This window comes from Streptosporangium sp. NPDC001681, assembly GCF_040298085.1.
Lineage (GTDB): Bacteria > Actinomycetota > Actinomycetes > Streptosporangiales > Streptosporangiaceae > Streptosporangium.
Genome location: NZ_JBEOZN010000012.1, coordinates 1 through 13385, shown reverse-complemented (window position 1 = coordinate 13385; position 13385 = coordinate 1). Strand labels below are relative to the sequence as shown.

Genomic DNA, 13385 nt, shown 5'->3' with positions numbered 1-13385 from the left:
CCCCGGTCGACCTGGGGTGATTACCCGCGACACTGGCTCAGATGTAGCTGCTGACCTGCGGCGACGCGGCACGTGCGGAAAACGGGCCTAGCGGGTGAAGGCCTGGAACTCGGCGGCGCGTAGCTGGTCCCTGGCGGGGCTGGCGGTGCCGCAGTCGGTGGCGGAGTTGGGGTCGGCGTCCTGCTCACCGGCGTAGAGCGGGTTGCCGGTGCACTGGGTGGAGACGGCCCGCAGGGTCAGGTGGGTCGCGGTGGTCGTCGGGATCTTGAAGGACTTGATGAGCAGGTCGGCGCCCCGGGGGCGCGGCAGGCGGGTCTGGAAGGCGTCGGCGGGGCTGGTGTAGACGACCGAGAAGGACGCGGGCGAGGAACAGTCCTTCTTGGTGGCGTTGCAGGCCAGGACCTCGAAGGCGCGCAGGGCGCTGAAGCGGTTCTGGCCACCGGGGTCGGCCGGGTCGTTGACGTTGGGCCGGAGCATGGCGCTGACCTGCACCCGGCGGACCTTCACCGGGGTGGTCCCGGCCAGGTCCACGGTGACGGCCTTGCCGTTGACCGGTCCGGTGAGCGAGGCCCAGTTCGTCGCCTCGGTCTCGTCGATCAGCCTGCCGTGGTTGACGCCGTCACCCGTCGCCGTGGCGCCAAGCGCCGCCGAGGCGACGTTCTTCGGCACCGTCAGCGGCAGCGGCAGCTTCACGCCGGGCAGCACCGCGTACTTCACCCGGGTGTGCCCGAACCCGTTGCCCGCGACCACGAAGTCGTAGACTCCCGGGGTCATCTCGACGGTGTCGCCGAGCTCGGTCGCCGGGTCGGTGTCGGCCACCGGCACGACGCGGCCCTCGTAGTCGCCGACGTACAGCCGAAGCGCCGCGTCCTTGGCCTCAGCCAACGGCTTGAGCTGGAGCTTCCCGTTCTTCCCTGTCGGGTCGACGAAGCTCGGCGTCGGATCGGGGTCGTTCGGCCCGGTGCTCGCCGCACCCTGGCCGAGGCCGTGCTCGGCGAACGCCCGCCACATGATCGCCTGGTTGGCGCCGCCGAACCGGATGGCGTCGGCCGCGAGCAGCGCGTCGCGGTGGTCGACGTAGCTGACCGCGCCGGAGGCCATCAGCAGCAGCGCGTCGAAGGAGACCTGCGCCCAGCGGCGGTTGCCCGGGCACTGGTCGAGCGGGGTCTGGCCGTCGGCACACGCCTTCTGCCTGGCCGGGGTGCCCTCGCCGTACTTCTTCAGGAACGCCTTGCGCACGTCGTACTGGGTCGCCGACCAGATCTCGCCGTCGGCGTGCACCTGCTGGCCGACGAGGTCGTAGGCGATGTCGCTGTAGTTCAGCGGTGAGGTGGCCATGTCGTAGTTGCGGATGCCCGCCTTCTTGTCGCCGGTGACGTAGCCGCCGGTGACGGAAGGGGTGTCGCCCGCGGGGCGGAAGCCGTACTCGGCGAGATACTCCATCGCGAACAGGTCGGAGGTGCTCTCGTTCATGGCCCCGGCCTGGGCGCCGCTCCACCCGGCGTTCGGGCCGGCGATCATGCGGCCGGAGATCGCGTGGGTGTACTCGTGCCCGATCACCGACATGTCGTAGTCGCCGTCCACGCAGGGGGAGTAGAACGAGCCCGCGATCGGCTGCCACAGGTACATGTTGGTGATGGGGGCGATCCCGTCGGGACCAGTGATCTGGTTGGCGTTGTCGCGCACGCTGAGCACCCGGGCGCCCGCCTGCGCGTTGCCCTGCTCGGGGTCGCCGCCGAGACCGCCGCGTCCGCCGTTGTCGTTCTGCATGTTCCAGGCGGTCTCGGTGAACCCGAGCCGGTAGGACCAGTCGTGCATGCGGTTGTGCATGACGTGCAGGTTGGTCATGGCGGCTTCGAGGTCGGCCTCGCCGGGCTCGTCCAGCGCCGCCGGGTCACACTTGGCGGTGTACCACCTGTTGGTCCACGGATAGGCGTACTGGCGGTTCGGCGTGGCCACGTTGCTCCGGGTGCCCACCGAGAACGCGTCGCCGCTGGCGCGGTTCTCCACGGTCTTGGCGGCGTTGCCGACGCTGGTGCTCGTCGAGGTGTCCGTGGCGTGGGTCAGGTCCCAGGCCTTGCCGGTGGCCGGGTCGGCCCCGACCAGGTCGCAGCCGGGGCCCGCGGCGGGGCACCAGGTCTTGCGGGTGTCGGTGGAGGAGTAGTCGCCCGGCGGGTTGGCGGGGAACGCCTTCCAGGTGGGGTCGTCGGGCGCGCTGTGGTGGTCCACCAGGTTCTCGCGGGTCAGGATCTCGCCGCTGACCGCGTCGACGTGTGTGGTGTACGCGGCCGGTTCACCCTCGCCGCCGCCGATCAGGACGACCTGGAACGCGTTGTGCGTCCCGTCGGGGGCGGGCACCGCCGTGGCGGTGGCCTTCTTGACGGTGGCCGTGGCCAGGTCGATCCCGCCGTCCCTGGCCGCGATCTCCAGCGCCTGCTGCTCGGTGAGCCTGGCGGCGGGAGGGGCCTCGGAGGAGCGGGAGAGCGTCGAGGTGACGTGCAGGACCTTGCCGTCCTTCACGCCGACCGCGACCTGCCCGTCCACGCCCGCGGGCAGGTCGCCGAACCTCTGCCTGAGCAGTACGGCGTACCCGTCCCCTATCGGGTTGACGGCGATCTTCTCCAGCGCGTCCACCGCCTCGCCGGAGAGGCCGAAGAGGTTCTCGTTCGCTTTGAGATAGGCCCGCGCGGCCTGTTCGGGGTCGGTGCCGAGGCCCTCGGCGAGGGGAGCGGAGCCGGTGACGACGGCGGGGGTGCCGAGGGCGTTCCACCGGATCGTCGCGGCGCTCGCCGCCGACCTGGAGAGCGAGGCCGGGGGCGCGACGCTGCCGCGCCGGTTGTCCAGGTCGGGCTTGGCGCCCTGTTCGGCCTGGAAGTCGTGGGCCTTGGGGGGCTGGGCGCCGGGTTCGCCCTGGGCGATTCCCGGCAGCGGAAGGGCGAGCGCCGCGGTCGCGGCGGCGATGACGGTGATGCGTAACCAGGGTCTGGTCGACACCGATCCTCCTGCGGAGAGATGGCCGTCGTTGGCCATGCCACACGCGGATCACGTGTGTTGCGCAAGAGGTAACACTTATTCAAGTGTCATGACAAGATCTTGTAAAGGCTGACATGTCGGTGTAATAGGGACGTTCAGCGCGCCCCCGCCGGTGGGGCGGGGGCGCGGGGCGAGTGCTTTCGAAAGGTCAGGAGAAGGGAATCCAGGCCTGGTCGGCCAGCTCCTTCAGGTCGCTGACCTTGAGGCCGAGGTCGGAGACCGTCCACAGGCTGTCGCCGATCACGACCGAGCGGCGGATGCCCGGGTCGTAGGGGGCGAAGCGGGTGTCGTTGACCGGCTTGGGCTTGGGGTGGACGATCGTGCCGGTCCTGGTGATCGCGGAATCACCGATGTTGAGGACCAGGGCGACCCCGTTGGTCTGCTCGGTGCCCGTCCAGGAGTTCAGCGGGAGGACCGCCGTCCCGGTCTTGGCCCAGTACAGGAAGGCGTGCGGGTCCCACTCGGCCTCGGAACCCGAGTCCTTCTGGAACATCTGCGACAGGCGGCGCGGGTCGGCCGGATCGCTGACGTCGAACAGGGAGACCTGGGTGCCGAGCGTGCGGCCCTTCTCGCTGGCCTCCTGGCCCACGCCGATCAGCCGCCCGTCACCCGCCGGGTGCAGGTAGGCCGAGTAGCCGGTGATCTTCAGCTCGCCGGTCTTCCTCGGCGCCGCCGGGTCGCGCAGGTCGAGCGTGTAGAGCGGGTCCACCTGCTTGAACGTCACCACGTAGCCGACCGGGCCGATGAAGCGGACCGAGTAGATCCGCTCGCCCAGCCCCAGATCGCCGACCCTGCCGGTCTCGGCCAGGGTGCCGGCGTTGAGCACGTAGACGGCGCTGGAGCTGTCCTGCCCGACGGTCGAGGTGGTGGCGACCCGCAGGTGCCCCTCGTGCTCGGACAGGGAGTACTGGTTGAGCAGCCTGCCCGGCACCTTGCCCGAGGCGACGTAGCGGGGGGCTCCGGCCACGGTGATGTCGAACCGGTGGACCTCGGTCTCCTCCGGAGGCTCCTCCGGTGTCGCCGTCGGCGTCGGCGAGACGGTGTCACTCGGCGGCGGGGTGTCACTCGGCGTGGGGGTCGGGGCCGGTTCCGGGAGCAGGGTCGGAGCGGGGTCCAGGCCCGAGGCGGCGGCCGGGGTCGCGGCGACCGTGGGAGTGGCGGCCGGGGCCTCCTCGATGGTCGCCGGTTCGATCGGCCTGGGCCACCACCAGTGCGGGTTGCTGGTCACGTACAGGCTGGAGCCCGTCCCGTAGACGGTGTCGCCGTCGGCGGCCACGCTGATCGGGGCCGTCTCGGCGAGCGCCTGCGACAGGTCGAGGGTGTGCACCGTCAGCATCGACGTCCCGGTGTACTCCGCGGGGTGGCTGACCCGCTCGCAGTCGACGGTGTGGTCCGAGGTGACGCCGGTCGCCGACGTCAGTTCGTACTTCGGCAGCCACGCCTCGATCGGTGCCCTGGCGACGACCTCCATGTTCCGCCGGGTGCGCTCGTTGTCCACGATGTCGGACCCGGGGTCGGGGAAGTCGATCCGCGGCTGGCTGCGGACCACGATCCGCACCGTCGAGCCGACCATCCTGGCATCCACGTGGGAGCCGTCCGGGGTGAGCGAGCCGATCACCTTCGGCTCCCCGGACAGGTCGACGAGGACGTAGCGCGGCCCCGGGCTCGGCGCGCGCTTGGCCACCGCGCCGTACGGGATGATCCCGCCGCCGGAGAAGAGCACCAGCGCCCTGTCCCCGCTGACCAGCAGGTCGGCCGGGGCCCACGCCTGCTCGGCGTCCACCAGCTTGAGCGTGCCGGTGACCTTCCTGGTCGCGGTGTCCACCACCCTGAGCACGCCGCGGTTCACGGTGATCACCCGGTCGCCGTCGGTCTTCACCAGGTCGGGCTCGTCGACCCCGGCCTCGTGCGTGTTCGTGGTGGAGTGCTCGGGCGGCGCCGCGCCGCCGACCTTGGCGGCGGCGGCGTCCGACCGCGCCTCCGCCTCCGCGTACAGGATCGGGGGGCCGCCGAGGCCCCACGGGCCGACGTTCTTCGCCGTCGCCGCGCGCAGCCCGGCCAGCATGTCGTCGCAGCCGCTGTAGGAGACCAGCCTGATGTTCCCCAACGTGACCGGTGCCGCGGGTCCGGCACCGCTCTTCGTCTCCGTAGAACTGCACGCCGTGGCGAGCAGGGCCGCGGCGAGGGTGACCGCGCCGGCTGTACGAATCGATGTCCTCATGCCACTACGACGGATCGGAAGGGGGGGTGGTTCAACGCTTCGCTACCCGTGAGTAGCCACGGCCCGCCTCCCGCGATTACCCTGCGAACATGGCCGTTCCCCCTGAAATGACACGGGCCCTCGACCCCCGCATGATCGAACGTGTCGTACCGCACGTGACCTCCACCGGCAAGACGCAGGAGATCACGGCGCCGTTCACCGGCGAGGTGCTCGCCGAGTTGCCCATTTCCACAGCCGACGACGTCCGCGCCGCGCACGCCGCGGCGCGGGAGGCGCAGCGGGCGTGGGCGGCGCTGCCCGTGAGGGAGCGGGCCGAGCCCTTCCTCCGCCTGCACAACGCCATCCTCGACCGGCGCGAGGAGATCCTCGACGTGGTCCAGTGGGAGACCGGCAAGGCGCGCAGGCACGCCTTCGAGGAGGTGCTCGACGTCGCGGGCTGCTCCCTCTACTACGCGCGGCGGACCCCCGGCCTGCTGGAGACCAGATCGCGGGCCGGGATACTGCCCGTGGCCACCAGGACCGTCGAGGCGCGCCGGCCCCGGGGAACGGTGGCCCTGATCTCGCCGTGGAACTACCCGCTCTCGCTCGGTGTCACCGACGCCGTCCCCGCGCTGCTCGCGGGGAACGCGGTGGTCCACAAGCCCGACACCCAGACCGCGCTGTCCACGCTGTGGACCATCGACCTGCTGGTCTCCCTCGGCATGCCCCGCGAGATCTGGCAGGTCGTCCTCGGCGAACCCGCCGAGGTGAGCGACCCGCTGATCGACGGCGCCGACTACCTGGCGTTCACCGGCTCCACCCGGGCCGGCCGGAAGATCGCCGAGGAGGCCGCCAGGCGACTGATCGGCTGCTCGCTGGAGCTCGGCGGCAAGAACCCGATGCTGGTACTCGACGACGCCGACCTCGACACCGCGACCCAGGGCGCGCTGCGCGCCTGCTTCACCAACGCGGGGCAGCTCTGCCTGTCCATCGAGCGGCTCTACGTCCACGACTCGGTGCACGACGCCTTCGTGGAGAAGTTCGTCCGGCAGGTCAGGAACATGCGGCTCGGCGCGGGACTCGACTGGAGCGTGCAGATGGGCTCGCTCTCCTCGCTGCGGCAGCTGGAGGCGGTCGGCGCCCAGGTGGACGACGCCGTCGCGAAGGGCGCCAGGGTGCTGGCCGGTGGGAAGGCCCGCCCCGACCTCGGCCCGCTGTTCTACGAGCCCACCGTCCTGACCGGCGTCGACGAGAGCATGGAGCTCTGCCGCGCCGAGACCTTCGGCCCCGTGGTCGCGATCTACCGCTTCGGCGACGACGACGAGGCGGTCGAGAAGGCGAACGACACCTCCTACGGACTCAACGCCTCCATCTGGACCCGCGACCTGGCACGCGGGCGCGCGCTGGCCTCCCGGATCAAGGCGGGCACCGTCAACATCAACGAGGGGTACGCCTCGGCCTACGCCTCCTACGACGCGCCCATGGGCGGGATGAAGGCCTCGGGGCTCGGCCGCCGGCACGGCGCCGAGGGGCTGCTGAGGTACACCGAGGCGCAGACCGTCTCCAGCCAGGCGTCCTGGCTGGGCTTCGAGCCGATCCTCGGCATGGCGTACGAGAAGTACGCCGACACCCTCGCGGGCGCGCTCAGGGTCATGAAGGCGCTCCACCTGAAGTGAGGCATGGATCACGCGAGGCGTCCCCGGAGGTCGTCATCGAAGGCCGTCGTCTGAGAGGGAGTCGCCGTGTTCGACCATGACGTGCTGGTGATCGGCTCCGGCTTCGGCGGGAGTGTCTCCGCGCTGCGGCTGACCGAGAAGGGCTACCGGGTCGCGGTGCTGGAGGCGGGGCGCCGCTTCGACGAGGGCACGTTCCCCAAGACCTCCTGGCGGGCCCGCGACTTCCTGTGGGCGCCGGGGCTGGGCATGAAGGGCATCCAGCGCATCCACCTGCTCCGCGGCCAGAAGGGCACCGGCGTCATGGTCCTGGCGGGTGCCGGGGTCGGCGGGGGCTCCCTGGTCTACGCCAACACCCTCTACGAGCCGCCGGAGATGTTCTTCCAGGATGCCCAGTGGTCGGGCATCACCGACTGGAAGGCCGAACTCGCCCCCTACTACGACCAGGCCAGGCGGATGCTGGGCGTGGTGCTCAACCCGACGGTCACCAGGGCCGACGAGGTGATGCGCACCGTCGCCGAGCGGATGGGCGTGGGCGACACCTTCCACCTGGCCCCGGTCGGCGTCTTCTTCGGCCCTCCGGGCGTCGAGGTGGACGACCCCTACTTCGGGGGCGCGGGGCCGCGCCGCAGGGGCTGCACCGAGTGCGGCGAGTGCATGACGGGCTGCCGCCACGGGGCCAAGAACATGCTGGTCAAGAACTACCTCTACCTGGCGGAGGGGGCCGGGGCCACGGTCCTGCCCGAGACCACGGTCACCTCGGTCGTCCCGGCCGGCGGCGGCTACCGGGTCGAGACGCACCGGACGGGCGCGCCCTGGCGCCGCCGCGCGTTCACCGCCGAGCATGTGATCTTCGCGGCGGGGACGTACGGCACCCAGCGCCTGCTGCACCGGCTCAAGGCCACCGGGACCCTGCCCCGGCTCTCCGACCGGCTGGGCACCCTCACCAGGACCAACTCCGAGGCCCTGCTCGGCTTCGAGCGCCCGTCGGTCAAGGGGGAGAAGCTCAACCACGGGGTGGCGATCACCTCCTCCATCCATCCCGACGCCCACACGCACATCGAGCCGGTCCGCTACGGTGACGGTTCCAACGCGATGGGCCTGCTCCGCACCCTGCTCATCGACGGCGGCGGAGCGCCGCGCTGGCTCAAGTTCCTCGGCGAGGCCCTGCGCAGGCCCCACCTGGTGCCGAGGCTGTTCGACCACCGCCGCTGGTCCGAGCGCACGATCATCGCGCTGGTCATGCAGGCCAAGGACAACTCGATCACCCTGTCCATGCGCAGGGGGCTCTTCGGCCGCAGGCTCCGCTCAGGGCGGGGCCACGGCGAGCCCAACCCCACCTGGCTGCCCGCCGGGCACGAGTTCGTCCGGCACGCGGCCGAGGAGATCGGCGGCATGCCGGGCGGCACCTGGCTCGACCTGTTCGACATCCCGGCCACCGCCCACTTCCTGGGCGGCTGCGCCATCGGCGCCGGGCCGGAGACCGGGGTGATCGACCCCTACCACCGCGTCCACGGCCATCCGGGCCTGCACGTCGTCGACGGCTCCGCGGTCTCCGCCAACCCCGGCGTCAATCCCTCCCTCACCATCACCGCCCAGGCCGAGCGCGCGATGGCCTTCTGGCCCAACCGGGGAGAGGCCGACCCCCGCCCCGCCCAGGGCTCCCCGTACGCCCGCCTGACCCCTGTCGCCCCCGCCCACCCCACCGTCCCCACCACCGCCCCCGGCGCCCTCCGCCTCCCCATCGTGGACATCACCTGAGGGCACTTGGTGAGGTGCGCGTTCGGCTCGGTTGGCGGGGGGTGGTGAATTCGAGCAGTATCCCGATGTGATGTGGAATGTCGAGGAGTTCGCGCGCGCGGCCGGGGTGACCGTCGATGAGCTGGCCGCCTACGTGGCGGAGAGCCAGGCGGGGGCGGTGCCGGTCATCCGGCGCAGGCCCCCGGGCGAGCTGGCCGAGCGGCTCGGGCTCGCCCGGTGGATCCGCGAGGGCGGGATGACGGCGGAGAGCCACGGGGAGTTCCTGCGCGGCTACCTCGCCGAGGGCACCCGGATGCATCACCCGGCCTACCTGGGACATCAGATCGCCGCGCCCGACTTCCCCGCCGCGCTCGCCGACTTCGTGCACGGCGCGACCAACAACCCGATGGCGGTCTACGAGATGGGCGCCTCGGCGGCGACCGTCGAGTTCGAGGTGCTGCGCTGGATGCTGGGCAAGGTCGGGTTCGGCGAGGCGGGCGGCGGGGTCCTCACCCACGGTGGCTCGCTGGCCAACCTCACCGCGCTGCTGGCCGCGCGGGCGGCGGTCGCCCCCGACGCGTGGACCGACGGCGTCCCCGGTGACCTCGCCCTGCTCGCCCCCGCCGCGGCGCACTACTCGCTCAGCCGCGCGGCCGCGATCCTCGGGCTGGGGGAGCGCGCGGTCATGCCGCTGGACGTGGACGGGCTCGGCAGGGTCGACGTCGCCCGCCTGCCGGATGCCCTGGAACGGGTACGCGAGGCCGGGCGGCGGCCGATGGCCCTGGTGGCGAACGCCTGCGCGACCGGGACCGGGCTCTACGACGACCTGCGCGGGATCGGCGAGTTCTGCGCGGAGAGCGGTGTCTGGTTCCACGTGGACGGCGCCCACGGCGCCTCGGCGCTGCTGGCCGCCGAGCACCGCCACCTGCTCGACGGGATCGAACTCGCCGACTCGCTGATCTGGGACGCGCACAAGATGCTGCGTACCTCCAGCCTGGCCGCCGCGGTGCTGACCCGGCGTGAGGGCGACCTGGACGCGGCCTTCCAGCAGCGGGCCAGCTACCTGTTCTACGGGGAGCAGGGCTTCGACCTCATCGGCAGGACCGTGGAGTGCAGCAAGGCCGAGCTGGGCCTGAAGATCTTCCTCAACCTGGCCTGGCGGGGCGAGCGCGGCCTGGGCGAGCACGTCGCGCGGCAGTACGCCACCGCGCACCGCTTCTGGGAGCTGGCCCGCGAGCGGCCGGGCTTCGAGTGCCCGTACGAGCCGGAGAGCAACATCGTCTGCTTCAGGTACGGCACCGCCGACCCGGCGGACGTCCGCGAGCGCCTGATGGCGGACGGCGCCTTCCAGCTGACCTCGGCGGAGATCGGCGGGGTCCGCCACCTGCGGGTGACCGTCATGGCCCCGGCCACGGACGACAAGACGCTGGAGGCACTGCTCGACCGGATCGCCGAACTGGGGGGTTCCGCCGGTTCCCGGTGAGTCCGGGAGCGTACGGCCCGGCCGGTTCTCAGCGGATCCCGGAGCCGGGGTTGGCGGCGTCCCAGCGGCGACGCGACGCGGCGATGCCGTCGCGGTGCTCGGCCGACCAGTCGGCCAGGGCTTTCACCAGGTGGGTGAGGCTGTGCCCGGTGGGGGTCAGCTCGTAGTCGACCTGCGGCGGGACGACGGCGTGGACGGTCCTGGAGATCAGGCCGTCACGCTCCAGGCGGCGTACGGTCAGGGTGAGCATCCGCTGCGAGATGCCGGGGACGGCCCGCTGGAGCTCGCGGAACCGGCGCACCCCCTGGGCCAGCTCCACGACCACCAGCACCGACCACTTGTCGCCGATCCGGTCCAGAACCTCGCGGATGCCGCAGTCCTCACCACCGCACGAGACGACCGGCTCCGTGGTTACCGCCGTGTGCCTCACCGACATCAAAGTGCCTCCTTACGCCACGCTTCCCGGTTATCGATGATGGTCCCAGTTACCGAAGAGAACCACCTTTGCGGAGGATTTCATGATTCTGATGACGGGGGCGACGGGCGCACTGGGGCGGCTCGTCGCCGCGCGGCTGGCCGTACGGGACGACGTCGTGATCGGCAGCCGCGCTCCGGAGACGATCCCGGCCGGACCTTTGGTCCGAATGATCGACTTTGCGGATCCCGCCTCGCTGGAGCGGGGTTTCACCGGGGTGGACACGCTGCTGCTGATCTCGGCGGGCTACGGCGACGACGACGTGGTGATCGCCCGGCACGGCGCGGCGATCGAGGCGGCGGAGAAGGCCGGGATCTCGCACATCGTCTACACCAGCCTCAGCGCCGCCGGTGACCATCTGGCTTACGCGCTCGCCCACCGCTGGACCGAACGCAGGCTCCGCGAGGGCGTTGCGAGCTGGACGATCCTGCGCAACGGCCTCTACGCCGAGCTGCTGGCGACGCTCACCCCCGTCGTGGACGGCAGGATCACCGCGCCGCTGGGTTCCGGACGTCTGGCCGCGGTGGCTCGCGAGGACCTGGCCGACGCGGCCGCCCTGGTCACGGCCGACGCCTCCGCGCACGCGGGCCGGACCTACGAGCTGGTCGGTGAGGAGGCGATCGGCGGTGCGGAGCTGGCCGCCGCCCTCACCGAGGCAGCCGGGAGCGCCGTCTCGTACGAGCCCGGCACTCTCGCCGGGGCCCGCGAGGGCTTCACCGCCGTGGGCCTGGCACCCTTCCAGGTCCCGATGCTGGTGAGCACCTACTCCAGCATCGCCAACGGGTTCATGGACCGGACGGGCGGCGACCTGCGGAGCCTTCTCGGCAGGGCTCCCCGGTCCGCGCTGGAGATCGCCACTACCGGGCTGCTCGGATAGGGGTGCTTCCGCGCGGTGGGGCCGGGGCAAGCCGGGAGAGTGGGCGCGCCGCCCAAGGGACCCGGCCAGGCCGCGGGGAGACGGGGGCCGGGTCGTCAACGCCGCCCCTGTCTCGTGGAACCCGCCCTGATATAGCGTCGCGACCATGACCGAACTCGACGGCCGCCTCCGGGCGGTGTGCGACCTCAATGTCTCCGGTGTCCGGGAAATGGCCGGGCGGCACGAGTACGACGGCCTGATCCAGGACCTGTCACCGGCGGGGGTGCGCGCCGGGCTGGCCGCGCTCGGTCAGGGGCCGCTGCCCGAGGATCCCTATGACGCGGCGCACCTGCAGATCTTCGAGGAGGCCGCGCGGGTGCAGTTCGCCGAGCTGGAGCTGCACCGGCGCAGCCCCATGGAGCACGTGGGCAACCTGGACCTGGCCACCTACGACCGCGAGTACGCCCCCGAGGCCGAGCGGAACGCCGCCAAGCAGGCCCACCTCGCCCGCTGGCCGGAGGCGGTGGACAACGCGATCGCCTCGCTCGACCTGCTCAGCGCCCCCGTCGCGACCGCGTTGCTCGGGGCGGTACGCGGCCTGGCCGCCGGGGTGCCCCGCGACGCGAAGGAGAGCGTGCGCGAGGCGGCGTTCAGGGCGCACGCCCGGCTGGTGGAGCACGTCGAGAAGGCCGCGCACTCCGGCGACCCGGACGCCTCGCTCGGCGCCGAAGGTCTCGCCCGGCTGATGGGCGCGGGCGACGGTCTCCCGGTCGACCTGGGACGGCTGGCCGAGCGCGCCGACGCCGAGCGCGACCGGCTGATGGCCAGGCTGGCGGAGTCCTGCGCGGCGCTGGGATTCGGGGATCGGCCGCCGCTGGACGTGGCGCGCGAGCTCGTCAAGCAGCACCCCGGCCCGGAGGGCGTGATCGAGGCGGCCAGGATCGGCACCGAGAGCGCCATCGCCTTCACCAGGGAGAAGGACCTGGTGCCCTACCACGACGGGGAGTGCCTGGTCGGCATCGCGCCCGAGTCGCGCCGGTGGGCCATGGCCATGATCAGCTGGTCGGCGCCCGGCGAGCCCGACGGCCCCTCGTGGTACCACATCACCCCGCCCGCCCCCTCGTGGCCGCAGGGCGACATCGAGGAGTGGCTGGAGGTCTTCAGTGAGACCACGCTCCCCGCGATCAACGTGCACGAGGTCGCCCCCGGGCACTTCTCGCACGGCCGCGCGCTCCGCCGCGCCCGCTCCGACGTGCGGCGGACGCTGATGTCGCTGGCCTTCGTCGAGGGCTGGGCGCACTACGCCGAGGAGCTCTGCGTCGAGGAGGGCTTCGCGCCGGAGGACCCGCGCTTCGAGATCGGCGTCTGGCTGGAGGCGCTGATCAGGGTGACCCGGCTGGCCTGCGCGATCGGCGTGCACTCCTGTGCGATGACCGTCGAGGAGGCCGCCCGCCGTTTCGCCGCCGACACCCACATCGTCGGCTCGGCGGCCGGCTCCGAGGCGGCGCGGGCCACCTTCGACCCCACCTACGGCCGCTACACCTGGGGCAAGCTGGAGATCCTCGACCTCCGCGACCGCGCCAGAAGCGCCTGGGGCCCCGACTTCGGCCTTAAACGCTTCCACACCGCGATGTTCGACCTCGGCTCCCCACCCCTGGGCCTCCTCGACCACGCCCTTCACTCTCGCCCCGGCGATCGTCACTCGAAGCCGTCAACGACCCCCTCCTGAAGGAGGGGGCTTGAGGCGCAGCGATGCGCTTCGAAGCCCCGCGTTGACCAGCCCTAGCCATCACGAACTGGAGGTGTGATCCAGATGGCTACGTTTCATGCAAGTGAGCAGACCCACCGGCAGGTGCTTCCTCAGCCTGCCGCTCTGGAATCCGTGGGAGCAGACACGCCCGAGGGTGGGCACGAAACGGCTCACG

At 71.9% G+C, this 13385-nt stretch carries 8 protein-coding genes; 5 read left to right on the top strand and 3 right to left on the bottom strand.

Annotated elements, in window-relative coordinates:
* Positions 1-87: 87 nt before the first annotated feature.
* A complete protein-coding gene (locus ABT130_RS07840; protein ID WP_350953782.1) occupies positions 88-2994 on the bottom strand; it encodes a M36 family metallopeptidase in 2907 nt (968 codons plus the stop codon).
* A 187-nt stretch (positions 2995-3181) separates the two neighbouring features.
* The gene (locus ABT130_RS07835) at positions 3182-5254 is read right to left on the bottom strand and encodes a beta-propeller domain-containing protein (RefSeq protein ID WP_350953780.1); all 2073 of its coding nucleotides are present in this window, start codon (positions 5252-5254) and stop codon (positions 3182-3184) included.
* A gap of 89 nt (positions 5255-5343) precedes the next feature.
* Here ABT130_RS07835 and ABT130_RS07830 point away from each other — a divergent pair, with 89 nt between their 5' ends.
* The 3 genes from ABT130_RS07830 (at position 5344) to ABT130_RS07820 (ending at position 10129) form a co-directional block, all read left to right on the top strand.
* Positions 5344-6909 carry a succinic semialdehyde dehydrogenase gene (locus ABT130_RS07830; RefSeq protein ID WP_350953778.1) on the top strand — a complete coding sequence of 522 codons (1566 nt, stop codon included), beginning with the start codon at positions 5344-5346 and terminating at the stop codon, positions 6907-6909.
* A gap of 66 nt (positions 6910-6975) precedes the next feature.
* Positions 6976-8667 (top strand): GMC oxidoreductase, encoded by a 1692-nt coding sequence (locus ABT130_RS07825; protein WP_350953775.1) that lies wholly within the window; start codon positions 6976-6978, stop codon positions 8665-8667.
* 70 nt (positions 8668-8737) lie between these two features.
* On the top strand, positions 8738-10129 hold the full coding sequence (locus ABT130_RS07820; RefSeq protein ID WP_350953773.1) for a pyridoxal phosphate-dependent decarboxylase family protein: 1392 nt from the start codon (positions 8738-8740) through the stop codon (positions 10127-10129).
* Positions 10130-10157: 28 nt separating this feature from the next.
* On the opposite strand, the gene ABT130_RS07815 is transcribed toward ABT130_RS07820, so the two are convergent.
* Complete coding sequence (locus tag ABT130_RS07815) at positions 10158-10565, bottom strand: winged helix-turn-helix transcriptional regulator (protein ID WP_350953771.1); 408 nt, start codon at positions 10563-10565, stop codon at positions 10158-10160.
* Between the two features lie 82 nt (positions 10566-10647).
* Here ABT130_RS07815 and ABT130_RS07810 point away from each other — a divergent pair, with 82 nt between their 5' ends.
* Together ABT130_RS07810 and ABT130_RS07805 are read left to right on the top strand one after the other, a co-directional pair.
* The gene (locus ABT130_RS07810; protein WP_350953769.1) at positions 10648-11481 is read left to right on the top strand and encodes an NAD(P)H-binding protein; all 834 of its coding nucleotides are present in this window, start codon (positions 10648-10650) and stop codon (positions 11479-11481) included.
* A 145-nt stretch (positions 11482-11626) separates the two neighbouring features.
* The gene (locus ABT130_RS07805) at positions 11627-13189 is read left to right on the top strand and encodes a DUF885 family protein (protein ID WP_350953767.1); all 1563 of its coding nucleotides are present in this window, start codon (positions 11627-11629) and stop codon (positions 13187-13189) included.
* Positions 13190-13385 lie beyond the last annotated feature (196 nt).

Bases quoted from the DNA above. Each gene is read 5' to 3' on its own strand.
- ABT130_RS07835 (WP_350953780.1), bottom strand. From the start codon at position 5,254: ATGAGGACATCGATTCGTACAGCCGGCGCGGTCACCCTCGCCGCGGCC.
- ABT130_RS07820 (WP_350953773.1), top strand. From the start codon at position 8,738: ATGTGGAATGTCGAGGAGTTCGCGCGCGCGGCCGGGGTGACCGTCGAT.
- ABT130_RS07805 (WP_350953767.1), top strand. From the start codon at position 11,627: ATGACCGAACTCGACGGCCGCCTCCGGGCGGTGTGCGACCTCAATGTC.
- ABT130_RS07815 (WP_350953771.1), bottom strand. From the start codon at position 10,565: ATGTCGGTGAGGCACACGGCGGTAACCACGGAGCCGGTCGTCTCGTGC.
- ABT130_RS07830 (WP_350953778.1), top strand. From the start codon at position 5,344: ATGGCCGTTCCCCCTGAAATGACACGGGCCCTCGACCCCCGCATGATC.
- ABT130_RS07810 (WP_350953769.1), top strand. From the start codon at position 10,648: ATGATTCTGATGACGGGGGCGACGGGCGCACTGGGGCGGCTCGTCGCC.